This is a genomic window from Variovorax sp. R-27 (assembly GCF_049913215.1).
Taxonomy (GTDB): domain Bacteria; phylum Pseudomonadota; class Gammaproteobacteria; order Burkholderiales; family Burkholderiaceae_C; genus Variovorax.
Genome location: NZ_CP183984.1, coordinates 2,434,073 through 2,455,013, shown reverse-complemented (window position 1 = coordinate 2,455,013; position 20,941 = coordinate 2,434,073). Strand labels below are relative to the sequence as shown.

Annotated in this window: 23 protein-coding genes; 14 read left to right on the top strand and 9 right to left on the bottom strand. The window is 62.9% G+C overall.

Annotated elements, in window-relative coordinates; translation table 11 throughout:
• Nucleotides 1-32: 32 nt before the first annotated feature.
• From ACN9MV_RS11380 to ACN9MV_RS11370, 3 genes are all read right to left on the bottom strand, one after another.
• Nucleotides 33-1,133, bottom strand: coding sequence for a hypothetical protein (locus ACN9MV_RS11380; RefSeq protein ID WP_426392267.1), 1,101 nt, complete (start codon nucleotides 1,131-1,133; stop codon nucleotides 33-35).
• Between the two features lie 48 nt (nucleotides 1,134-1,181).
• On the bottom strand, nucleotides 1,182-1,955 hold the full coding sequence (locus ACN9MV_RS11375) for a hypothetical protein (protein WP_426392265.1): 774 nt from the start codon (nucleotides 1,953-1,955) through the stop codon (nucleotides 1,182-1,184).
• Nucleotides 1,956-2,023: 68 nt separating this feature from the next.
• Nucleotides 2,024-2,299 carry a hypothetical protein gene (locus tag ACN9MV_RS11370; RefSeq protein WP_093082450.1) on the bottom strand — a complete coding sequence of 92 codons (276 nt, stop codon included), beginning with the start codon at nucleotides 2,297-2,299 and terminating at the stop codon, nucleotides 2,024-2,026.
• A 506-nt stretch (nucleotides 2,300-2,805) separates the two neighbouring features.
• Here ACN9MV_RS11370 and ACN9MV_RS11365 point away from each other — a divergent pair.
• Nucleotides 2,806-3,843, top strand: a complete 1,038-nt coding sequence (locus ACN9MV_RS11365) for an RNA methyltransferase (protein WP_093082447.1) — start codon at nucleotides 2,806-2,808, stop codon at nucleotides 3,841-3,843.
• A gap of 20 nt (nucleotides 3,844-3,863) precedes the next feature.
• Here the strand turns inward: ACN9MV_RS11365 and ACN9MV_RS11360 are convergent, their stop codons facing one another.
• Complete coding sequence (locus tag ACN9MV_RS11360) at nucleotides 3,864-4,622, bottom strand: alpha/beta fold hydrolase (RefSeq protein WP_426392264.1); 759 nt, start codon at nucleotides 4,620-4,622, stop codon at nucleotides 3,864-3,866.
• A 167-nt stretch (nucleotides 4,623-4,789) separates the two neighbouring features.
• On the opposite strand from ACN9MV_RS11360, the gene ACN9MV_RS11355 reads away from it, so the two are divergent.
• The gene (locus tag ACN9MV_RS11355) at nucleotides 4,790-6,172 is read left to right on the top strand and encodes a serine hydrolase domain-containing protein (protein ID WP_426392262.1); all 1,383 of its coding nucleotides are present in this window, start codon (nucleotides 4,790-4,792) and stop codon (nucleotides 6,170-6,172) included.
• Nucleotides 6,173-6,435: 263 nt separating this feature from the next.
• Here the strand turns inward: ACN9MV_RS11355 and ACN9MV_RS11350 are convergent, their stop codons facing one another.
• Nucleotides 6,436-7,386, bottom strand: a complete 951-nt coding sequence (locus ACN9MV_RS11350; protein WP_093177727.1) for an AraC family transcriptional regulator — start codon at nucleotides 7,384-7,386, stop codon at nucleotides 6,436-6,438.
• 131 nt (nucleotides 7,387-7,517) lie between these two features.
• Here ACN9MV_RS11350 and ACN9MV_RS11345 point away from each other — a divergent pair, with 131 nt between their 5' ends.
• Nucleotides 7,518-7,790: a DUF4242 domain-containing protein gene (locus ACN9MV_RS11345; RefSeq protein WP_093059083.1), complete on the top strand. Its 273-nt coding sequence runs from the start codon at nucleotides 7,518-7,520 to the stop codon at nucleotides 7,788-7,790.
• Nucleotides 7,791-8,050: 260 nt separating this feature from the next.
• Here the strand turns inward: ACN9MV_RS11345 and ACN9MV_RS11340 are convergent, their stop codons facing one another.
• Nucleotides 8,051-8,431, bottom strand: a complete 381-nt coding sequence (locus ACN9MV_RS11340) for a winged helix-turn-helix transcriptional regulator (RefSeq protein WP_354337529.1) — start codon at nucleotides 8,429-8,431, stop codon at nucleotides 8,051-8,053.
• Nucleotides 8,432-8,518: 87 nt separating this feature from the next.
• On the opposite strand from ACN9MV_RS11340, the gene ACN9MV_RS11335 reads away from it, so the two are divergent.
• From ACN9MV_RS11335 to ACN9MV_RS11320, 4 genes are all read left to right on the top strand, one after another.
• Nucleotides 8,519-8,926 (top strand): DoxX family protein, encoded by a 408-nt coding sequence (locus ACN9MV_RS11335; protein WP_426392260.1) that lies wholly within the window; start codon nucleotides 8,519-8,521, stop codon nucleotides 8,924-8,926.
• 11 nt (nucleotides 8,927-8,937) lie between these two features.
• On the top strand, nucleotides 8,938-9,681 hold the full coding sequence (locus tag ACN9MV_RS11330) for an SDR family NAD(P)-dependent oxidoreductase (protein ID WP_426392259.1): 744 nt from the start codon (nucleotides 8,938-8,940) through the stop codon (nucleotides 9,679-9,681).
• Nucleotides 9,682-9,868: 187 nt separating this feature from the next.
• Nucleotides 9,869-10,237 (top strand): SgcJ/EcaC family oxidoreductase, encoded by a 369-nt coding sequence (locus tag ACN9MV_RS11325; protein ID WP_426392257.1) that lies wholly within the window; start codon nucleotides 9,869-9,871, stop codon nucleotides 10,235-10,237.
• 46 nt (nucleotides 10,238-10,283) lie between these two features.
• Nucleotides 10,284-11,408: a 3-deoxy-7-phosphoheptulonate synthase gene (locus ACN9MV_RS11320; protein ID WP_426392255.1), complete on the top strand. Its 1,125-nt coding sequence runs from the start codon at nucleotides 10,284-10,286 to the stop codon at nucleotides 11,406-11,408.
• Nucleotides 11,409-11,447: 39 nt separating this feature from the next.
• Here ACN9MV_RS11320 and ACN9MV_RS11315 read toward each other — a convergent pair whose 3' ends face one another.
• Nucleotides 11,448-12,404 (bottom strand): hypothetical protein, encoded by a 957-nt coding sequence (locus ACN9MV_RS11315; RefSeq protein ID WP_426392253.1) that lies wholly within the window; start codon nucleotides 12,402-12,404, stop codon nucleotides 11,448-11,450.
• Nucleotides 12,401-13,738, bottom strand: coding sequence for a glycosyltransferase (locus ACN9MV_RS11310; protein ID WP_093082430.1), 1,338 nt, complete (start codon nucleotides 13,736-13,738; stop codon nucleotides 12,401-12,403). Before ACN9MV_RS11310 ends, ACN9MV_RS11315 begins: the two co-directional genes overlap by 4 nt.
• Before the next feature lie 291 nt (nucleotides 13,739-14,029).
• Here ACN9MV_RS11310 and ACN9MV_RS11305 point away from each other — a divergent pair, with 291 nt between their 5' ends.
• The 4 genes from ACN9MV_RS11305 (at nucleotide 14,030) to ACN9MV_RS11290 (ending at nucleotide 16,198) form a co-directional block, all read left to right on the top strand.
• Entirely contained in the window at nucleotides 14,030-14,341 is a 312-nt protein-coding gene (locus ACN9MV_RS11305) for a hypothetical protein (protein WP_093059076.1), read from the top strand.
• A gap of 139 nt (nucleotides 14,342-14,480) precedes the next feature.
• On the top strand, nucleotides 14,481-15,638 hold the full coding sequence (locus ACN9MV_RS11300; protein WP_426392252.1) for a DUF1963 domain-containing protein: 1,158 nt from the start codon (nucleotides 14,481-14,483) through the stop codon (nucleotides 15,636-15,638).
• Nucleotides 15,639-15,654: 16 nt separating this feature from the next.
• Nucleotides 15,655-15,840, top strand: coding sequence for a hypothetical protein (locus ACN9MV_RS11295; protein WP_426392250.1), 186 nt, complete (start codon nucleotides 15,655-15,657; stop codon nucleotides 15,838-15,840).
• A gap of 70 nt (nucleotides 15,841-15,910) precedes the next feature.
• Nucleotides 15,911-16,198: a hypothetical protein gene (locus ACN9MV_RS11290; protein WP_426393160.1), complete on the top strand. Its 288-nt coding sequence runs from the start codon at nucleotides 15,911-15,913 to the stop codon at nucleotides 16,196-16,198.
• Nucleotides 16,199-16,340: 142 nt separating this feature from the next.
• Here the strand turns inward: ACN9MV_RS11290 and ACN9MV_RS11285 are convergent, their stop codons facing one another.
• Complete coding sequence (locus ACN9MV_RS11285) at nucleotides 16,341-17,258, bottom strand: protein NO VEIN domain-containing protein (protein WP_426392249.1); 918 nt, start codon at nucleotides 17,256-17,258, stop codon at nucleotides 16,341-16,343.
• Between the two features lie 96 nt (nucleotides 17,259-17,354).
• On the opposite strand from ACN9MV_RS11285, the gene ACN9MV_RS11280 reads away from it, so the two are divergent.
• The 3 genes from ACN9MV_RS11280 to ACN9MV_RS11270 are packed head-to-tail and all read left to right on the top strand — an operon-like array spanning nucleotide 17,355 to nucleotide 20,931.
• On the top strand, nucleotides 17,355-17,915 hold the full coding sequence (locus tag ACN9MV_RS11280; protein ID WP_426392248.1) for a hypothetical protein: 561 nt from the start codon (nucleotides 17,355-17,357) through the stop codon (nucleotides 17,913-17,915).
• A complete protein-coding gene (locus ACN9MV_RS11275; RefSeq protein ID WP_426392246.1) occupies nucleotides 17,912-19,099 on the top strand; it encodes a PrsW family intramembrane metalloprotease in 1,188 nt (395 codons plus the stop codon). The genes ACN9MV_RS11280 and ACN9MV_RS11275 overlap by 4 nt, the downstream gene beginning before the upstream one ends.
• Nucleotides 19,096-20,931, top strand: coding sequence for a 7TM diverse intracellular signaling domain-containing protein (locus tag ACN9MV_RS11270; RefSeq protein WP_426392244.1), 1,836 nt, complete (start codon nucleotides 19,096-19,098; stop codon nucleotides 20,929-20,931). The genes ACN9MV_RS11275 and ACN9MV_RS11270 overlap by 4 nt, the downstream gene beginning before the upstream one ends.
• The last annotated feature ends 10 nt before the right edge of the window (nucleotides 20,932-20,941 follow it).

The window sequence follows — 20,941 nt, the reverse complement described above, 5'->3', positions numbered from 1 at the left end:
GCATTTAGGGATCTCAATGAGCCATACGTCGATCAATCGACGGCATAGTCACCGGGGGATGCCACCGTCGGATTCGGCGCTAGTCGAAATACGCACTCCACATACGGCCGAACCTCCAGCCATTCCGCTTGGCTGTCATAGAACTGCGCAAGCACCCGTCCAACGTCCACCGCGCTTGGTGCTCCGGAGGACCAGTGAACGGAGAATGCGGCACGAACGTCCGCAGTGGAGTGCTTGTCCGAGTCTTGGTGACCGTAAGCGTGAAACTCTCTGATGCGGCCTGGTGCTGCGTAATCGCTGGCACCAGGGCACTTGGCCCCCGTCGTTACTTGTTCCCGCTCGACATGCGCGCGAGAGAACGAATCTTGAACAGTGTGCAAAAGGCTTCCGAACGCGACCGCACCCAGATAGGAAGGCTTGCGGATGTTCGGGTTGCCGAGAGCAAAGAGGTCTTGCACGCTCCAGCCATTCAAGCCAAAGACATCGCGAATACCCGCCACGTCCTGACTAGCAACGATGCCGTCAGGAGCGATCTTCTGGGTCGCGACCTTCCACGTGAACTCGGCCCACATCATGATGCGCCTGTAGGTGATGTCCGGCAGCTCACCATCGACCGAGCCCATTGCGTGAAGAAACTGCATATCGCCGAAATGGGACCGCACAAGTAGCGGTGCTGTCTTGGCATTCAACACGTCGCCGCGAGCCGCCCTTTTCTTTCCGTCGACGAACACTCTCCCCCAACACTCCGGCTGCACTACAAGGCGTACCGTGTCGCCGATCTTGCATCCACGGTACTTCCCGAACGCGGACTCGAATCTGAACGGCGGATCATCATTCCAGCGAACGCCGGCCAGCACGTAGGCCTGCATTGGGTCCCAGTCGGGGTCGGCGCAAATATCTGCATCTCCATCGCAACCCATTGATCGGTTTGCGATCTCTTCGTGAACCGGGCTACCGAACTTCCGGACGCCCAAGTCCGCAATCAGGCCGAACAGCCGCTCCCCGGTTGGTTGTCCCTTCTTCGCGAGCTTCTTCTCGAAGGACGTTCCGTCCGGCGATAGCTCGAAGGAAAAAGATGCACTTGGCATCAACAGAAATGCCGCTATGGCTAAGCTCGCCGCTGTCCAGTGCATCTTTCGGCCTCCGTATTTCTTCGTGCTTTTCTTACGGCCTTGCGCTGGTTACTGCCAAGCAGCATCCAGCGCCGGCAAAAACTTCAACTCCGCAAGCCGTCGAAACCCCTCAGGCGTCGGATGCAATTCATTGGCCCACTGATCAACCGCTAACGTACCTGTCGTCTTCAGCGCAACGATCTTTCCCAAGCCAGGCTCTGCAGCCAATGCGTCCTGTGCTTTACCAAAGGCAGCGACAAGATCTGCGAAGAGGTCCTTGCGCAAGGAGGTCGGGACTTGGCATTTCTCCATCGGCACCTTGAGCCAATCTGCCGGGCCAAAAACGCCATGGCCAGTTGCGTACGCGTCGTCATAGTTGTGGAGTACGACGACGGCAGTCTGGTTATAGGTTCTGAAGAGTTTGATCAGCCTTCGGTAGTGGCCGATGATCTTGTCCAGTGCTGTCGAAGGCTGCCCATCCGCATAGCAGGACGGAACCGACTGACAGGCCGAGCAATTGGCCTTGATCAGCTTCGGAAAATTCTTCTGCCCCACGATGTCGTTTCCGCCACCGCTGAGCAAAAGAGCTTTGACGAGGGGGCCGCGTGCATAGAAGTCGAAGGTGGCCTTGATCGACCCGGCGTACTTGCCCTGCCACTCCGAAGCCTCTGAGCCGTTGTAGCCTGCCACGACTATCGACTGCAAAACGCGGCGCGTCGCAATCTCGCCGAGCAGGTTGTCGAACGGGTACCAGAACCAGGAGTCGCCCACGGCGAGCGTTGTCGGAGACGCACCGCGCATCAGGGCATCTTGATGCCCGTAGAACAAGTTCGGGATCGGCATGGGAACCCTCCTCGGCGCCACGTTAGCGCAGAGGAAAGTTCTAGGGCATCCCGCTTTTGTGGGATGCCCTACCCCAGCCCACTCTCCTGCAACAGCATCTCCGCCTCCCGCGCCAGATCCGCAGCAATCCAGAGCATGCGGTCCCGGTGCATCTCCCCTGCTTCCTCGAACCACCCGTTGCCGTCGCCGTAGCAACACCACAGCAGCGAGTTCAGCTGCGCCAGTTTTATTTCGAGGAGTGCCCTTGCTTCGTCGCTTGTCCGCGTGGCGGGTTTCGACGAACCGCGTGTGCGGCGACGGGAAGATTGGGGCGTAGAACGCCCGGCCATAATTCGCTCAGCCATTTGGTGTGCTTCCTTTCCAAAGTAGTGCACGTCATGTGGTCAGACGGCCAGGGTGTTCACGCACCCTGGCCGTCGCCATTTGTGCCTCACGTTCGCACCGATGCACGAGGGCATCGGCAACCCGCCGTGAGGCAAGGCGGTTCATTCACGCATTCAATCGGTCGTCTTTGGGGTGTTCCTTTTGCGGTGGATGTTCGCCGCCCACAGGGAGGGGCGACTTGTCGATGGGGCATTCACTGTAGAGAAGCGAAGCCGCGCAAGGGAAAAGATTTCGTCGAGGATTTCTCGAATCGAAGAGATATCTGCCGGGGCGCAGCGGCGAGACACAAAGCAATGACAGTCGGGCGGCTGTCGATCGCCAAAACGGCTCGGCACGGCGCAAAGGCAGCGTACTTTTCGTGCCGGGCACAATCTGCGGCATGTCGACCATCACTCTGCACATTCAGGCGCCAGCACGGCTGGGCCGCTGACGTGCGCAAGAGTCCATTTGCCCCAGGCGGCAGTGCATGCGAATCCACGAACTGAAACAACGACTCCGCGAAGCCGGCGCGGGCCCCAGCCACGAGCAGCGGATCTTGCGGCTGTGGTCGCATGCGCTGCCCCGCAACAGCGGCAGGCGCCTGCCGGGCACCTTCTTTCCGTCGTCGCTGCTGGAGGCCCTGCCCGCCATCGAGGCCGAGCTTGCGGGGCTGGCGCGCATCCACGCGGTGCACCCCGGCGCCGATGGGTCGGAGCGGCTGCTCGTGGCCCTCGCGGACGGCCAGACGGTGGAGAGCGTGTTGCTGCCTCGCGATGGCCTGTGCGTGTCTTCGCAGGTCGGGTGCGCCGTGGGGTGCCAGTTCTGCATGACGGGCCGCGACGGCTTGCTGCGCCAGGTAGGAAGCGCAGAGATCATTGCCCAGGTCGCTCTCGCGCGCATGCGCCGGCCGGTGCGCAAGGTGGTGTTCATGGGCATGGGCGAGCCGGCCCACAACCTGGACAACGTGATGGAGGCCATCGACCTGCTCGGCACGGTGGGCAACATCGGCCACAAGAACATCGTGTTCTCCACCGTGGGCGACCCGCGCGCGTTCGAGAGGCTGTTGCAGCAACGCGTAAGGCCCGCGCTGGCGCTCTCGTTGCACACGACCAAGGCCGAGTTGCGCAAGAAGCTCCTTCCGCGCGCGCCAAACCTGACGCCCGAAGAAGTGGTCGATGCAGGCGAGCGCTATGCGCGAGCTACCGGCTACCCCATTCAGTACCAGTGGACGCTGCTGGAAGGCGTGAACGACGGGCAGGATGAAATCGACGGCATCGTGAAGCTGCTCTCCGGCAAGTACGGCGTGCTGAACATGATTCCGTTCAACGCGGTGGATGGCGTGGCGTTCAGCCGCCCATCATGGGAGCGCTGCGAAGAGATTGCCCGCACGCTGCATCAGCGGGGCATTCTGACGAAGCTGCGCAATTCAGCCGGGCAAGATGTCGACGGTGGCTGCGGCCAGTTGAGGGCGCGTGCAGCCGAAGTGCGGGTAACGCTTCACCGAAGGGCTGAAGACTCTCGTTGAAAGCGGCCTGCACCCTCAGCTCAGTTGAGGGAGGCCATCCAATCCCAGACCTGCCCGGGAGCCTCGACCATCACGTTGTGGCCATGCGGGCCGAGGTCGCGGGCGTCGGGGTCGAGGGAACGGGTTTGCTCCATCGTTACAAGCGCGTCGTTGCCTCCGCGGGCCAGATGGATGGGGCAGCGCGCAAGGGTCATCAGCTCAGACAGCGGTGGCTTGCCTACGGCGTTGGCTCTGGGGTCCATTGCGAGGCGCCAGCCGTCGTTGTTGTCGTTATGCGCGATGCCTCGCGTGACGACGGTTGATGCCGCGTTGGTGATTCCGGCGAGGCCGGAGACCTTCAGGTATCTGTCCCACGCTTCTGCTTCCGTGGGGAAGCTCTTGGCAGGCTGGGATGCCAGCGTCTCCATGCGGCGGAGCTCTTCGTCGCTCCACGCGATCTTGATGCCGGCCGCGAAGACGCGGTGCGGTGTAACGCCGAACCAACCCGTTGCCAGGGCGAGGCCTATCACTCCGCCGAGCGAGTGCCCGAGAACGACGAGGCGACCCTCTGGGTGGATGTGCGGCAGCAATGCGCGTCCAACGCTTGCTGCGTATTGGCCGATGGCGTAGGAGTCTTGCCGATCAGATTGGCCGTGGCCGGGCAGGTCAAGAGCGAGCCAGCGGCCGGGCCAGCGAGCACCGGCCTCTGCGCACATGGGCGACCACACGGCGCCTGTTGCGCCCATGCCGTGCAGCATGAGGAGGAGGTCTGGGCCTTCGCCGCCTTGTTCTGTGTACATGTGCGCTGTCTCCGCTGTGCTTTTGACGGCGCAAGAATACTCGGGGTGCCCCTCAGCGCAGACCTCGAATTTGAGCGAGTCGGGCGAATTGCCCTTGCGCAGACGTTCAGGTAGAAAGTGCGGACCATTGCCAGCTGCCGCAAAGCGCTGGATCGCCGCCTCTGCCATTGAAGCTGGATGCCCACACCATCGCGCAAAGCAGTGCTTTCATGACGCAATACGGTCCATCGCGCCGCGCGGTACTGCTTGGTTTAGCCGCGTGCTCGGCACTGCGGCCGACGACAAGCAGTGCCCGTTCGCTCTGTGACGAGCCTGCCAGTGACAACGGCCCCACCTTCTCGCCGACGGGGCCTCGTGCGGAAGCATTCGGTATCAAAGAAGGTTTCCCTGTCGCTGATCCCTTGCTGCGTGGTCAGCCAGGCGAACCTCTGGACATGAAGTACCGCGTCGGTGCCTTCAGTCACTTCGATGACCAGTACCGCACTCGCCGGGTTGCTCGCGCAGCAGCCCCATGGTGCTTTGCCTATGCGGTCACCGATGTTCGCTATCGCTACAAGGGTGCCGACCAAACCATCGAGGACTATCTGGCACGGCACCCGGTCACCGGTCTGCTGATCGCCAAGGATCAAACGATCCTGCAGGAGCGCTATCAGTACGGCCGGTCGGACCGCGATCGCCTGTTCTCGGGTTCGATGGCAAAGAGCATCACTGGCCTGCTGGTTGGCCTTGCTGTCGCGGACGGGTCGATCAGGTCGGCAGACGACGCGGTGCAGGGCTATGTTCCGGAGCTCCAAGGCACGGAGTACGGCAAGACTGCTCTGCGCGACCTCCTGCACATGTCCTCTGGCGTGAAGTTCGGCGAAGAGGCCAACGGCGACCAGGATCTTGATCGATTGTGGGGTGGGATGGTCCTCGGCCACCGCTCCTGGATCGACAGGCTGCTTGGGCGCGGAGGACCGCAGCGCAGCACCATCGACACGATCTCTGCCTTCACCCAGCGCATTGCCCCGGCCAGGACTGAATTCCACTACTCCAGCATGGAGCCCGCGGTGCTCGGCCTCGTCGTGGAGCGTGCGACCGGTCGCACCCTGTCTGACTACCTGCACGAGAAAGTCTGGTCTCAGATAGGCACCGAGGCCGACGGCGCCTGGCTCGTGAACGCGCAAGGCAGCGAAGTCGCCTGGACGTTCTTCGGCGCGGCTCTGCGGGACTATGCACGTCTGGGACGGCTGCTCGCGCATGACGGAAAGTGGGAAGGCAGACAGATCATTCCGGCCCAATGGATGATCGAGGCAACGACAACGCGCCCGTCGGATCGCTACCTTTCCCCCGGAGTATCTGGCCCTCAAGCCCTTGGCTATGGCTACTTGATGTGGCTGCTTCCCGGTTCGGGGCGCCAGTTTGTTCTTCTTGGCGGGTACGGACACCGCATCTTCATCGACCCGACTGCCAAGCTGATCATGGTGCAGACCGGTGTCGATAGCTCGATCGATCAGAGCGACGAGCCTGCTCGTCTTTGGGCGGCAGTGGTGAGCAAGTTCGGTCGCTGAAGCAAAGTATGGGATATGAGACGGCGCCAGGTTGCTTCATTTCTCGGCGGAACGGCACTTGCTTCGCTCGTTGGGTTACCAGCGTTCGCCGACCCGCCCAATGGCTGCGGTGCTCCAGGCGTGCGAGACGATGGGTGTCCTTGCGGGCGGTCGCTGGAATGACCGCCAAATCGTTTCCAGAGATTGGATCGAGACCTCGACGACATCAAAGATCAAGGCGACGGACGATCAACAACTGCAAAAGCAGGCAGCGATACAGCGGGCTAACCGTTGTGCCGCCAAACCCCTGGTGACACGCCGTACTCTCGCTTGAAGGCGCGGTTGAAGGCCGCTTCCGACTCGTAGCCGACGCCCTCGGCGATGCGCGCAAGGTTGACCTGGTCTCTGCGCAACATGCCTGCGGCCAGGATCATGCGCCAGTGCGCCAGGTAGTGCATGGGCGGCGCGCCCACCAGCTCTGTGAAACGGTCCGCCAGCACGCTGCGCGAGATGTGGGATTCCTGCGCCAGTGCCTCCACCGTCCACGCGCGTGCGGGCTCGCCGTGCATCAGCGCCAGGCAACGGCCCACGTGGGGGTCGCGCAGGCCGGCCAGCCAGCCGGGGTTGTTGGCGGGCATGGATTCGATATAGCCCCGCACCACTTCCGCAAACAGCAACTCGGCCACCTTGGCGACCAGCAACTCCGAGCCGGGCGCTCGCGCGGCTGCATCGCCCAGCACAAAACTGACGGATTGCTCGATCCACGGCCCCGCCGGCCTGCTGCGCAGCGCCGTGATGAAGAGGCCCGGAAGGTTGGACATGACGGGGTTGGGCGCATCGCCTTCGTACGTGAGCCAACTGCACACGAGCACCGTGCGATCGCCATCGCCGCCGTAGCGAATGCGTTGTACCGCGGGCACCTGCGGGCGCACGACATGTTCGACGTCCACGGCTGCGTGGCGCAGGTGGCTCCCCAGGACATGCGGATCGCCGTGCGGCACGGCGATGACTTCGCCGGCGTTCACGCGAATCGGCTCTGCCCCCTGGAGTTGCGCCCAGCACTGCCCCTGCAGCACCAGATGGCAGATGGCAAGGCGTGGAGCGCCGGGCTTGAGCACCTGGGCCATGTCCGAGCCCTTGGGGACGTTGAAGCACCAGGGCGCGCGCATGTCTCCGTTCAGGAACAGGGCGCCCTCCAGCCGGATGGTCCGCAGCACGTCCGACAGCACGTCCATAGTCACCTCTCGAGCAGCAAGGCCGGGGTTTCGGTCAATAACTCCGGAGGGGCGGTCAAACCACGGGCCTATCGAGTCGGCACCATGGGGCCTGGTCGCTTTTGGCCGATTCTACAAACAGGAGTATTAATATGCCCAAGTTCGTAATCGAAAGAGACATCCCCGGCGCCGGCAAGCTCACGCCATCCGACCTGAAGGCCATCTCGCAAAAGTCCTGCGGCGTCCTCAGCAGCATGGGCACCGACATCCAATGGATCCATAGCTACGTGACGGGCGATCGGATCTATTGCGTCTACCAGGCGACCGACGAGGACCTCGTGCGCCGGCATGCCGAGCTCGGCGGCTTTCCGGCCAACCGGGTGGACCGGGTGTACAGCGTCATCGACCCGGCCACAGCCGAGTAAGAAGGGCGACACGGCTGCTTCTCGGCTGCCCGATGACCTGATGTTCAACCGCGCGCGGATCAACGACCCGGGCGCCTATGCGCGCGGATGCGGCAGCGCGTCGTGGTTGCTCATCGTCGGCGAGGAATTCGCTTCCATGCCCGGCGGCATGTCATGCGAGCAGGTGCAGGCCGGCACGTCGGGTTTTCCGAGCTGCTTCCACACAACTGGCAGCTTTGGCGGGCCTGCTATCGGGATCGGCCTGCGAGGAGCCTTCGGCCCTACTTGGAATTGGCTTTGCGACCTCGCGAGGCTGTCTTTGTGGGCACGCTGCGGCCGTACTGCTCCCACCACGCCGTGAGGGCAGCCATCGTAGGTCCGAGTCCCAGGGCCTTGCCTGTGATCTCGTATTCGACACGGGGAGGCACCTCCGCAAACACCGTACGGGACACCAGACCGTCCGCCTCCAACTCCCGCAGCTGCGCCGTCAGCATGTGTTGGGTTATCCCTGGAATTGCTTTGCGCAGCTCTCCGAAGCGATAGATCCGCTGGTTGAGCAACCACATGATTTCCAGCTTCCATTTGCCGGAAAGCAAGGCGAATGCCCTGCGCATTTCCTCATGCATGTTGGTGCTGCCGGCTGCATTAGTCAGTTTTTCCATACTAGCCACCATTTTTTCATCCTACTTGTTCTTTTTGATCTTAGACGACATCCTCGCGGCCCTGACTCACCTTGATCTGGAAACCTGATGATCGAAAACTATTTCTACTGGATAAGCACTGCGCTTCTGTGCCTTCTGTATGTGGCTTCTGCGGTGATGTACATCACCAAGAGGAGCTGGGTCCGCCAGGCTCTCGCCGACCTTGGCTATCCCGAATACCTTGTTCCGATCCTGATTGCCGTAAAGCTCCTGGCGGTCGCGGCCATTCTTTCGCGTGTGAGCGTTCGGCTGAGTGACCTCGCTTACGCCGGCGTGTTCTTCCACCTGCTTCTGTCCGCGTCTGCTCACATGAATGTGCGCAAGGCCAGTGCAGCCACACCTGCCGCGGTGGGCCTCGTGCTGCTGATCTCTTCATTCGCGACGCAGAACGCCGCTCGCGATATTCCGTCGCCGAACATCCCCGCCGCAACGGCGAAACAACCAAGCCTCGACTGAAGGAGATTCCGATGGCTCGACTCAATGGAAAGATTGCTGTTGTGACAGGAGCAGGACGCGGCATTGGCCGCGCGACTGCCAAGCTGTTTGCGGCTGAAGGCGCGAAGGTCGCCGTTCTTTCGCGGACTGCCGCGAATGTCGACCGTGTCGTCGCCGACATTCAAGAGGCCGGAGGCACTGCGCTCGGCGTTGTATGCGACGTGAGCGACGCTGGCCAGATCAAGGCAGCCATTGATACGGTCGTCTCGACCTATGGCGGTCTCGACATCCTCGTGAACGTTGCATTCGACCCTTCTGTCGTGCAAGCGACGGTCATTGGCATGTCGGTAGAACAACTGCAGCGCAATTTCGAGATGGGTCCGATTGCCTACTTGCGCACCATGCAAGCCTGCCATCCCCACCTCAAGGCCAGCGGCGAGGGCCGGGTCATCAACTTCGCGTCGCTTGCGGGAGTGCTTGGCATGGCGCCCTACGCCCCATACAACATGGCGAAGGAAGCTGTTCGCGCGCTGACGCGATCTGCCGCCAGGGAGTGGGGAGCCGACAAGATCACGGTCAACAACATATTGCCCGTTGCAGACACCTGGGGCGCCGGAGCCGATGCACCTCCCGCAAGCAACGCGCTCGGACGGCATGGATCGCCTGAGGATGACATTGCGCCCGTCGTTCTTTTCCTGGCCAGCAGAGATGCACAGTTCCTGACGGGCTACAGCCTGACTTCTGACGGCGGGATGATCATTGACAGCGCGCGCTGATTGACCGTGTTGGCAGCATGAGCGGCAACCCCGCGGTGGGCCAGAATTTGCCCTGGCCGCCTGGCAGTAGACGCCCAAGGCAAACGCCGGGTGCCCTGCATAGACACTTGTGAGAATCCACATGATTCAAATGAGACAACCTGAAGACGCGCCCCAGGCATTTCAAACCGCCTGGAACAACCACGACATGGAGTCCCTCGGAGCGCTGTTCCATGAGGATGCGACATTCGTGAACCGGTTCGGGCACTACGTGCGCGGCGTCGAGGAAATCGTCAAGCTGCACGCGCCCATCCACGCAACCATCTACAGCGATTCCACGCTCGAGAACGAGCTGATCGACGTGGTCGCCATCAGCGATGGCGCGGCAATCATTCACTTCTGGAGCCGCCTCACGGCCGGTGCGGCTCACCCGGCGGGCCCGCACGCTGTCGACACTCTGATCCTTGCCGTGCTGACGCGGCAAGCTGGCGAGTGGCGAATCAAGGCGCTCGAGAACGTCACCCTGACGAATCCCCGCACGGGAGCAGCCGTGTTGAGGGACGAGCAGGGTTCCTGATCGAGCAGACAATCGAAGAAGCTCAATTCGACTTCACAGCCACCCCATGCCCCGCCTCGACGACCCCCTCCACGACGCCGAAATCGGCTCCCGCGACAGCACGCTCGACACCACCCGGATCGACGACGTGCGCATCGGCGCAGTTCGTCCGCTCATCACCCCTGCCCTGCTGCAGGAGCGCGTGCCCGTGCGCGACAACACGCTGGCGCTGGTCGAAAGCAGCCGCAAGGCCATCGCCGACGTGCTGCACGATCGCGACGACCGGCTGGTGGTGGTGGTCGGTCCATGCTCCATCCATGACCACGACCAGGCCATCGAATACGCACAGCGTTTGAAGAAGGTCGCCGATTTCCTGCAGGACGACCTGCTGATCGTGATGCGTGCCTATTTCGAAAAGCCGCGCACCACCGTGGGCTGGAAGGGCTACATCAACGACCCGCACCTGGACGGCAGTTTCGCGATCAATGAAGGGCTGGAGCGCGCGCGGCGCCTGCTGCTCGAACTGACGACCCTGGGCCTGCCGACCGGCACCGAGTTTCTCGACCTGTTGAGCCCGCAGTTCATTGCCGACCTGATCGCCTGGGGTGCCATTGGAGCTCGCACCACCGAGAGCCAGAGCCATCGGCAACTGGCGTCAGGCCTGAGCTGCCCGGTCGGCTTCAAGAACGGCACGGACGGCAGCGTGAAGGTCGCGGCCGACGCCATTCTTGCGGCGCGCGCGCCGCACGCCTTCATGGGCATGACCAAGATGGGCATGGCCGCGATCTTCGAGACGCGCGGCAACGACGACTGCCACGTGATCCTGCGCGGCGGCAAGGCTCCCAACTATTCGGCCGCGGATGTTGCGTCCAGCTGCGAAGCATTGCTGGCGAACGGCCTGCGGCCGCAGGTCATGATCGATGTCTCGCACGGCAACAGCAGCAAGCAGCATCAGCGGCAGATCGTGGTCGCCGAAGACGTGGCGGCGCAAATCGCGGCCGGCGAGCGGCGCATCACGGGCATCATGATCGAGAGCCATCTCGAGGAAGGACGGCAAGACCTGAAGCCCGGCGTCGCGCTGAAGCACGGCGTGTCGATCACCGATGCCTGCATCGGCTTTGCCCAGACGGTGCCGGTGCTCGAGGGGCTGGCTTCGGCGGTGAAGGCTCGGCGGCGCCTGTCGAAGGCGTGAGGCTGCGGGGGTGCCCGCTCGCCTGCGGGCGCCTTGACCTCAGAAAAGTATCACCCACTCGCCGCGCAGATACCGATACGTGTAGCTGGGGCCCGAGAAGGTGGTGCTGCGGCTGTAGCCGGCGCCAAAGCGAAAGACCTGCGATCCTCTGACTGGGCTTTGCAGACTCAGGTCCAGCAGTCTTGTTGGCTGATTCAAGTCGTGATTGATCGTCTCGTTGCCAAGCCCTGCCGTCAGAGCGGCAGTCCATCCCTGGAAACGATGCCGCCAGCCGACCGCCAGCATCGACTCGCTGTAGTTCTTCGGATTGAAATAGGCCCTGTCCACGTCCTCATGACTGCTCCGGTACGTTCGATAGCGCGCTTGCAAGGTCAGCCCCAGATCGAGCGACGGTTGATAAATCAGCCGAAGGCGGGCGTGGTCGCGTCGATTGCTGTCGGAAAAAAACTGCTGTCCCAGCAGCCCCACCAGGGTCACATGGCTTCCAAGCCCTTGATCCACGGCAACCCCGACAAATGAAAAATCGATCCCGCGGTCCAGGGATTTCGGGGTTTCCACCCAGTCGCGCGTCACAAGAAACTCCACTGCCGTGCTCTTTGTCGGCGACATGCGGTAGCTGCCGTCGAGCGTCAGCAGCGTGTGCCCTCCCTGCTCGAACAGGCCGGCCTCCATTGCCCCTCCATCGCCGGTTCTGGTTTCGATCGAGCGGGCCAGAAATGAGATCTTCTTTCCGGCTCTTTGCCATTTATTTTGACGGTATTGATAATCGCCGAGCCGGAATCCGAGAAAGCGATCGGCATTCTCAAAAGCAGGAAAAAACTCGACCGACACTCGCCGCGATTGAAAGTTATCGCTGTCGTTGGTCAAATAGAATTCTGAGCCGAAAGCCATGTCGGTTGTTTTCTCCGGGCTTTTTTCCTCCGCTCCTTCGCATGAGGAAGCCAGAAAAACAAATCCCGAAACAACGGCGGCAAAATATTTCAGCACGTCGATCATTTTGTTCCCCAGGATTTAGGCCTTCTGAACAGTTCATCCAGATATCCGAGAACACTGGCTGGCTGCAGCAACAGGCTATATAGCAATACGTAGAAAAAGAAGCCCTGAACATTCTTGCGCACGACCAGCCCTGTTTTCTTGAACGTCCGGCGCTCGATCAAGAACATCAGGAGGCTCAATGCGAAAGCAGCCGGTATCAGCGCGAGAGTCATCGGACCCACAATCCAGTAGTAGCCGAAAAGGGCCATTGCCAACCCTGGTATGAATCCGATGGTGAACGCCAGGTCCAGCCACGGAAAGAGCAGATTCCAGTAAATGAAGAATGTCGACAAGCGGGGTTTCAGGAGAATTCCCGGGTGCTTGATAAAGGCTTCCGTCATGCCGCGCGCCCATCGCTGGCGTTGCTTGACCAGTTGCTTGAGGGTGCTGGGCACATTGGTGAACAGGCACGCGTCCTCGCAGTGGCCAACCCTATAGCCGGCTTTCAGCAGGGCCCACGTGAGCACGATGTCTTCTCCCACGCACTCAGGCCATCCGCCAACCTCCACCAGCGCGGCCCGGTCGTAGACAGAAAATGCACCTTGCGCAACCAAGGTGCCCTGGAACAGCGATTGCACCCGCTTGATTGCAGCAATGCCGTGGAAATAGTCCCACTCCTGGCAACGGGTAATCCAGTTCTGCCGTGAGTTTCGAACCAGGATTTTTCCCGCGACGGCCCTCGTATTGGGCGGGTCAGCCAGATAGCGCTCGACAATACTGGCCAGCGCGCCTCGATACAGGAAAGAATCGGCATCAACCGTGACGACCAGATTGTGCAGAACTTCCTTGAACCCGATGTTCAGGGCGCGGGCCTTGCCTCCGTTCTTTTTCAGATCGACGAAGGTAAGCCATGGATATCGATTCTGGACGCGCTGGACAACAAGAGAAGTGCCGTCGGTGGAGCCATCATTGATCACGATGACCTGCAGAGGGCCAGGGTAATTTTGCCGGTCGATGCTGATAAGAGTTTCCTCGATGGAAGCTTCCTCGTTGTACGCGGCGACCAGCATGGATATCGCAGGATAAGCGGACAAAGAAGGATGCGACGGCCTCTTGTCCAAAAGCAGGCTTATGGCCATGAATGCATTCATGAAGCCCGGAATAATGGCAATGCCATAGACCAGAAAAATGGCCAGCGCGGCGCCGACGTGGTATTTCAAGTCGGCCAGCCAGAGTTCGGCGGCCCATATCGAAAACCCCATCCAGGCAATTGCGCCAATCAATGCAATAAGGAATTTCCCCGATACCGGCAGATAAATCCTTGATCGCGGCGCTTTTTGGCCATCTTCGTTCATATCACCCTCGATAGTTTCGGGAAACGTAACACTGATGAAACGCTCCGAACAGTCTGTTTACACCTTTTGATGCACTCCAACAACCATTAGTCAAGAAACCATGCCCGCCCGGCTCCGATGAAGGCTTCTATTTGTATCTGAGGCAGGCTGCGGAGACCTTGCGCGATGTCAATCGATCGCACGCAAACGCGTCGCAGCGCTGGGGGCTCATCGGATCGCACCGCTTCGACAACCGCTCGTTGCATGGTGATGCATCAGACCAATGCGAGCGGTTGACGCCTGCATTCGCCCATGGCTACATTCCCCTCAAAAGCTCTTGGGGAGGCCACGTTGCCCAGACATGTGTACTTCGTACTCGCCTTCATTGCCATCGCAGTGCTCGCAGGCAACCTGACCGCAACGGTCGTCGTGTTGCGCAGCGACTTTTATTCGCCACTGCAACGACGACTCCAGCTGGCTCTGGTGTGGTTGATTCCTGTGATCGGGGCGGCCTGCTGCGCAAGCTTCGCATCCATTCACAGGCGCGCAGTTCCCAAGCCCGACAAGAGATTCCCGAGACCCGACTCCTTCGATCTGCCCGGTGGCGAGGCCAACGGTCTTTGAGTCTGGCGGTGCCTTCCTGCCAGCATTGGCGATCCAGCGCGCAAGGAGCGAATGAAGATGGGTAGTTTTTCGATGGAGCACTGTGCTCTGGTGGCTTGCGTACAGCAAGTGGCCCAGCATGCCCGAGCAGTCCTGATGCATGCCCGTGTTTGCTGATACCCGGGCCCTGCGCGAATCGCTGCGCAAGGCCGGGCTGAGCGACTACGCCCGGCGCATCGAGGCCTCGGTGCGGCCCGTGGTGATGTTCGTTCGCCGCCAGGAGAAGGACGACACGCTACCCGTCGGCACCAGCAAGATGGCCGGCAACCCCGACCTTCCACCCGATGCGCCGTGGCCCATGCGCCCCGCGCTGGCCGCGCCCGAGCGACATCTGGCGCAGCTTCGCAAGCAGATCGAGGACATCCGGCACCCCAAGCCGTCGATGTCCGCAAGCGATGTCGAAGGGCTGCTGCAAACGATGCGCGCCAGCGGCGCCACCGAGAAAGACCTGGCGCTCATGCGCGACGCACTGCCAGGCACCAAGCGGCGCGACCCGAAGGTCGATGCGAGCCGCATCGCGTGGCTGCAGGCTCGCATGGCCGCACTGCAGACCGAATTTCCGCTCGCCTTCATCGCGCAGCTCGACCTGGGCCAACTGTCCGCGCTCCCCGGCTTCGATCCGAAGCTGCCGCGCAGCGGCGTGCTCTTCATCTTCATGGACGCGATGCGCGACGACGATGGCAAGACGCCGCTTCACCACGTGTACTGGCACGACGCACGGCCGGCCGCGCTGCGGCGCCGCGAATGGCCCGTCGAGCTCCAGCGCTGGAACGACCGCTGGTCTTCCTACGGCCATCCTGCAAGCCCCGAAGAAGCCTGGTCCCGTCTGCCGATGGCCGACCGGCTGCTGCCGCATTCCGGCCTCAGCGTGCCGCATCACTGGAAGACGGCCCTGCCGCAGCACAGCAGCAAGGCGATCTGGGCCTGGTTCCAGGGAGCAGACTCGCTGCAGCTGTCGCCCCACCTGCCTCCAGGCGACACCGCGCACGGCGGCAACTTCGGCGATCGGCTAGGCGGCTGGCCCGACGACATCCAGGGCCACGCCGAAGATGACGTGGACCCGGCGGGCGGGCACATCGCAGTGCCCGGCCAGACGCCATGGCGGCACCTGTTTTCGTACGGCGGTGAATACCATGCCGGCGCCCGCCGATCGGATTCCGTAGCCAGTGGCGACGGCAACCATTTCCTCATGATCCGCGACGAAGACCTCGCGCAACGCCGGTTCGATCGTGTGCGCGATACCTACCAGTCGACCTGAGCACCACGGAGGCAGGATGGCTGACAGCAAGAAGCGCCTGTTCTTGAGACTCATGGCAATGCCTCTCGCCATGCTTGGGCTGTCCCCGCCGGCACCCGCAAAGCCCGTGTCGGAAAACATGCAACTGATGGGCGCCAGCTACGGCCCAAGCTCGGATCAGCAAGCGGCAAGTGACGCAGTCAATGTTGTGGAAACGCCGTGACCGAGCGATCTGATCTCCGAATAGGCGACGGCACAGTGTCGAAGACGCGGATCACGCGACTTTCAAGGCACTGAACCTTCGTTACGCGCACGACAGGGAGCGCGCCTACTACATCACCGCCAAGGCGATCCGTACGAAGGGCCCGGAGGCCTTCGAGATCGTGCCGGAGATACGGCTCAACTACCGCGACGGTACGCGCGATGAGCTGCATGACATCAGCCACATCGCTCGTGATCGTGAAGCTGTCTATTTCTACGGAACCCGCCTGAAGGGTGCCAGGCCGGAAAACTTCCGCGACCTGGCCACGGCTATGCGACCGCCGGCACGACCGTATGGTTTCTTGACGAGAAAAAGGTGATCGAAGGCGCGGATGCGGCCACCTTCACCGTTCCCGGTCCTGGCGAGCCGCATGTGCCCGGCCGCTGGTGGTGGCACCAGCTTGCGGGCGAAGCGGCGGGCAACAAAAACCCGTCGCCCTAGGAGGCCGTCTTGCTCGCTGTTTACGACGGGTCGTAACCCGGCGCCGAACTGATCTCGGTCGGCTTGTAGATCTTGTGCTGCGCTACCCCGCTGCCCGCATCCGTCACCACCAGCAGGCGCCACAGCGGCTCGCGCACCGAACACGCGCTCTCTTCGCTGCTGAGCTTGAAGCTGGGCACGCCGGGCGCCGTGCCCTTCACCACGACGCGCAGAAGCGTCTGCCCCTTGGCGTTCGACACTTCGAGGTCGAAGCCGATGTTCTGGGCGATCACGTTCTCGGCCTTGTAGCCATAGCCGGTGAAGTGCTTCGTCACGTACTCGATGGCGGCTGCGTGCACTTCCTCGGGCGAAGCCTGGCCGGTTGCGACTGCTGCTGCGGGCTCGGCCACCTTCGGCACGCTGCCGCGCGCCTTCGCGGCTTGCAGGTCGGCCTCGGTCGGAACCCAGCCGCGCGGGCCGCGCACCAGCACCGCGAGCTTTTTCTCGGGCTCCCAGGTGGCGACGTGCCATTCGTCGTCGTCGCGCACGCGGGTGGAAACCTTGGCGTCCTTGTTGCTCTCCAGCTCGGCGATGGCGATGCGGTTGGTCTGCAGCACGGCACGGAAGCCCTGGCCTGCGTCGAAGGTGCGCTTGAGCAATGCGAGCCGGTCCTTGGCGCGCTGCACCTGCTGCGCGTTGCGCGGGCCGCCGCCAACGCGATGCTGCGTATCGAGCGACTCGATGCAGAACCAGCGCCCGCCCGAACCGACGCTCACGAACTCGCCCCAGATGGTGGCGATGACGTTGTCGCCGGTCGCCAGCCAGGCGTGGTCGAATGGCTTGTCCCGCGCGTCGAACACACCCATCTTGGCGACGATCTCGACCGGCGTGAGCCGTGGTCCTTTGAGCCGCATTTCGTCGATGACGGCGAGTACGTGGGGTTCGACTTCCTTGTCCATTCAGTGGAATTCTGGTGAGTTTGAGGGGGGTGGGAGTATGCCGCATCGCTTGCCGCGCCCACCGGGACAGGCGCGATCGTATGGCAGGATCAAAGGATGAACGAGCCCTCACGCCGAATACCGTATCGCACCTGGCCGGGCGCGCTCGCGGTGCTTCTCGCCATTGCCGTCTACGTGGGCGGCCTGACATTCTGGGACCGCCATACCTCGGGCAGCAGGCCGTTGCCCGTGGGGGAGACGATAGATGTCGGCCAGGCCCGGTTCATTCCCGCCGACGGATGGGAGATGGATGTGTCGCGCTCGAAGGCAGGCAAGTCGCTGATGCTGTTCAAGGGCGGCCACAAGTTCCTGGTGACCACGGGCCGGTGGGTGGGCGGACCCGACGGCCCCCTGATACGGCAGCAGCGGCTGATGGAACGCGGCCAGCGCCTGAGCATCGAGGGCGACGTGTCCGACTTCGTCACCTCATGGGGCCTGCAGGGCAAGACTTTCGCTTACTACGGCCCAAAGCTGGCCGGCCGGTTCTGGCAGGTGGTCGACCTGCGGCGCAAGTCGCTGGTGCAGATCGACTTCTACGGCTCCAACGACGGCATGGACGATGCGCTGACGGAAGCGCGGCGCATGCTGGACTCGATGGACCTGGAGGCGCCGCAATGAGTTCGCCCGCCTTCGAGCAGGACGACGCGGGCTGGCCGGTTGGCACCGATTCATTCTTCCAGCCGCAGCGCGCCGCGTTCTGGGTGCTGACGGCGCTGATCGTCAACGGCCTGTTCTATACGGTCAGCATGTTCTCGATGGGGTTCCGCGTGGTGCCCGTTACCGCGTTTCTGGGGCTGCTGGTGTGGGGGCTCTACTCCCTGGCTTTCTTCCAGGCGTTTCGCACGCTGGACTTGCTCGAGCAGCATCCGCCCGAGGCTTATGTGCTGGCCTTTGCGTGGGGCGGAATGGGCGCTGTCTACTTCGCCGCACCGGCCAACATCGCGATTCAGAGCCTGTGCGCGAAGCTGGTGTCGCCGGAGTTCGTCGCGGTCTGGGGAGCGGCGATTGCGGGGCCGATCACGGAAGAATTCCTGAAGCTTGCCGGCGTCATCCTGCTGGTGCTGGTCGCGCGCAACCAGTTTCAGACTTATCTCTCGGTGCTGATCGTCGGTGCGATGACGGGGCTGGGCTTTCAGGTGATCGAAAACCTGAGCTACACCGTCAATTCGTCCATGCACTTTCCGCTCGAAAACCAGGTGTATCCGGTGCTTCTGAACCTGCTGACGCGCGGGCTGCTGAGCGGGCTGTGGAGCCACGCGGCCTACACGACGATCGCGTCCTTCGGCGTTGCATGGTTCCTGCTCCACCCGGAGCGGCCGATGGTGATGCGGATTGCCTGCGCGCTGCTGTGCTTCGGCCTTGCGTGGGCCATGCACTTCGTGTGGAACGCGCCGTTTCTGGAAGACCTCTTCGACGGCGGATACGGCGAGATGGCCGTACTGCTGATCGTCAAGGGCATTCCCGTTGTCATCGCGGCAGGGCTCTTCTGGCGGGTTGCCGTTCGCGAGAACGGCACATACCTGCATGCCCTCGCAGCCTGGTTCGTGCCGGAGCGCGAGTTGATCCGCGACGACGAATGGGTTCGCCTGGGCGCGCCCATGCAGCGCTACAAGGTCCGCAGGGAGATGGGATGGACCTTCGGCTGGAAAGCAAGGCGCCTGAAGACTCAGCTGCAGCGCGAGCAACTACGGCTGATCCGCAAGGCCGGCACCTACGGACGCGGGGCGCAAACGCTGCGGCATGAAGTGGCCATCAGGCGGCTGCGCGCGGAGCTGGATCCGCTCATCGGGGCGAAAGCATGAGAGCACTGCTGTTGCTGATGCTCGCGGTGCTGGGAGCCGGATGGAGCGCTCCTTCGCGGGCAGTCACGCTCATCGAGCAGGCGCAGCTCACGCTGGCCTTGCGCGGTCAGGCTCCAGCACAGGCACCGCCGCCGCAGTCCGTCGCACTGCCCTATGACTGGGATCAGCGGCAAGGCGCAGTCGACGGCGAGGCGCGGTTCGCGTTCGACATACCGGTGGCCGACCCTGCCGCGCCGCTGGCGCTGTTCGTGCCGCGCCTGGGCAACAGTTTTCGTGTGCTGGTGAACGGCCAGGAACTGGCCCGATTCGGCGCCTTCCCGCCAGGCCCCTACGACGATGCCTCCGTTGCGCCGCAGTACTTCGTGCTGCCGGCCTCGGGCTCGACGTCGCCGCATCGCGTTGAAGTCGTCATCGCGGCACAGGCTGCAAGGCAGGGAGGGCTGTCGCCGGTGGTGGTCGGCAGCAAGGCCGAGGTTCTTCCGTTGTACGAAGACGCCCTGTTCTGGCATGTCAGCGGCGGACGCTTCATTGCCATCGTGAGTGGCGTGCTGGGAGCGCTGTCGCTGCTGGTGTGGCTGCGACAGCGCGAACCGATCTACCTCTACTACGGCCTGGGAGAGTTGTTGTGGTCCGTGCAGACGGCGCGCGTGCTGTTCACGCATGTGCCTCTGCCCTGGCCCTGGTGGGGTGTGCTGCCGCTGGCTGCGTTCCAGGCGGCGGTGCCGCTGCTATGCCGCTTCGCCCTGGCCGTGGTGGGACGCGACAACACCCGCCTGGCACGCCTGCTGGGCCTGATGGCTTGGCTGGCACCGGTTGCGGCCGTGCTGGGCATCATGGTGCCTTTGCTGTGGCTGATGCCGCTGTGGCGGTCGCTGGGCCTGCTGGCCGCGCTGGCAATGATGGTCGTCGTGGTGCGCGTGGCGCTGCGCAGTGCCGTGCTGGAACACCGCGTGCTGGGCGTGGCCGTGGTGCTGGTCGTGCTGTGCGGCGCGCGCGACGTCTGGGTGATGCGCACCTCGCCGGAGGCCTACGCGATGGTGCCGTGGATCCGCTTCGCCTGGGTTGGCTTCGCCATCACGCTGGCATGGGTCATCGCCGAGCGCATGCGCAAGGACGCCCGGGCGATGGCGACAATGAACGCCTCGCTGGAGGCTGAACTCGCCGAGCGCAACGCCGCCCTGGAAGCCTCCTTCGCCCGCGAGCGGGAAGGAGAAAAAGCGCGCGGCGCGCTGGAAGAACGCCAGCGCCTGACGCAGGACCTGCACGATGGTCTCGGTGGGCAGCTGGTCGGGCTGCTGCAGATGACCCAGCAACCAGGAACGGCCCTCGGCGATGTGGCATTGCACCTGCGCGACGCGGTGGACCAGCTCAAGCTCACGGTGGACGCCATGCATGGCTGCGAGGGCGACGTGGCCTCGGCCCTGGGCAGCGTGCGCTACCGCCTGGGGCCGCGCCTGCAGGCTGCCGGCATCGAACTGCACTGGGACGTAGGCCCCCTGCCGCTGATGACGGGCTGGAGCGTGCGCGAGTCCCACCAGACGCAGATGCTGCTGTTCGAGGCGTTCGCCAACCTGATGGCGCACGCGCGGGCGACGCGGGCCAGCCTCGGCGCGAGACTGGTGCCCACCAGCACCGGCGAAATCATCGAGATCGAGTTGCGCGACAACGGCCGCGGCTTCGATGCAGAAGCCAAGTTCGCGGGCAAGGGACTGACGAACATGCACACGCGCGCCGCCGCGCTGGGTGGCGCACTCACGGTGCGCTCTAAGCCCGGAGAGACTTGCCTGCGCCTGCGACTGCCCGTGCCGGTGGCGACAGCAGCCGGCAAATGAAAAAAAGGAG

Excerpts from the sequence above, each read along its gene's own strand:
- ACN9MV_RS11380 (WP_426392267.1), bottom strand. The coding sequence starts at position 1,133 with ATGCACTGGACAGCGGCGAGCTTAGCCATAGCGGCATTTCTGTTGATG.
- ACN9MV_RS11375 (WP_426392265.1), bottom strand. The coding sequence starts at position 1,955 with ATGCCGATCCCGAACTTGTTCTACGGGCATCAAGATGCCCTGATGCGC.
- ACN9MV_RS11370 (WP_093082450.1), bottom strand. The coding sequence starts at position 2,299 with ATGGCTGAGCGAATTATGGCCGGGCGTTCTACGCCCCAATCTTCCCGT.
- ACN9MV_RS11365 (WP_093082447.1), top strand. The coding sequence starts at position 2,806 with ATGCGAATCCACGAACTGAAACAACGACTCCGCGAAGCCGGCGCGGGC.
- ACN9MV_RS11360 (WP_426392264.1), bottom strand. The coding sequence starts at position 4,622 with ATGTACACAGAACAAGGCGGCGAAGGCCCAGACCTCCTCCTCATGCTG.
- ACN9MV_RS11350 (WP_093177727.1), bottom strand. The coding sequence starts at position 7,386 with ATGGACGTGCTGTCGGACGTGCTGCGGACCATCCGGCTGGAGGGCGCC.
- ACN9MV_RS11345 (WP_093059083.1), top strand. The coding sequence starts at position 7,518 with ATGCCCAAGTTCGTAATCGAAAGAGACATCCCCGGCGCCGGCAAGCTC.
- ACN9MV_RS11340 (WP_354337529.1), bottom strand. The coding sequence starts at position 8,431 with ATGGAAAAACTGACTAATGCAGCCGGCAGCACCAACATGCATGAGGAA.
- ACN9MV_RS11335 (WP_426392260.1), top strand. The coding sequence starts at position 8,519 with ATGATCGAAAACTATTTCTACTGGATAAGCACTGCGCTTCTGTGCCTT.
- ACN9MV_RS11330 (WP_426392259.1), top strand. The coding sequence starts at position 8,938 with ATGGCTCGACTCAATGGAAAGATTGCTGTTGTGACAGGAGCAGGACGC.
- ACN9MV_RS11325 (WP_426392257.1), top strand. The coding sequence starts at position 9,869 with ATGGAGTCCCTCGGAGCGCTGTTCCATGAGGATGCGACATTCGTGAAC.
- ACN9MV_RS11320 (WP_426392255.1), top strand. The coding sequence starts at position 10,284 with ATGCCCCGCCTCGACGACCCCCTCCACGACGCCGAAATCGGCTCCCGC.
- ACN9MV_RS11315 (WP_426392253.1), bottom strand. The coding sequence starts at position 12,404 with ATGATCGACGTGCTGAAATATTTTGCCGCCGTTGTTTCGGGATTTGTT.
- ACN9MV_RS11310 (WP_093082430.1), bottom strand. The coding sequence starts at position 13,738 with ATGAACGAAGATGGCCAAAAAGCGCCGCGATCAAGGATTTATCTGCCG.
- ACN9MV_RS11305 (WP_093059076.1), top strand. The coding sequence starts at position 14,030 with ATGGCTACATTCCCCTCAAAAGCTCTTGGGGAGGCCACGTTGCCCAGA.
- ACN9MV_RS11300 (WP_426392252.1), top strand. The coding sequence starts at position 14,481 with ATGCCCGTGTTTGCTGATACCCGGGCCCTGCGCGAATCGCTGCGCAAG.
- ACN9MV_RS11295 (WP_426392250.1), top strand. The coding sequence starts at position 15,655 with ATGGCTGACAGCAAGAAGCGCCTGTTCTTGAGACTCATGGCAATGCCT.
- ACN9MV_RS11285 (WP_426392249.1), bottom strand. The coding sequence starts at position 17,258 with ATGGACAAGGAAGTCGAACCCCACGTACTCGCCGTCATCGACGAAATG.
- ACN9MV_RS11280 (WP_426392248.1), top strand. The coding sequence starts at position 17,355 with ATGAACGAGCCCTCACGCCGAATACCGTATCGCACCTGGCCGGGCGCG.
- ACN9MV_RS11275 (WP_426392246.1), top strand. The coding sequence starts at position 17,912 with ATGAGTTCGCCCGCCTTCGAGCAGGACGACGCGGGCTGGCCGGTTGGC.
- ACN9MV_RS11270 (WP_426392244.1), top strand. The coding sequence starts at position 19,096 with ATGAGAGCACTGCTGTTGCTGATGCTCGCGGTGCTGGGAGCCGGATGG.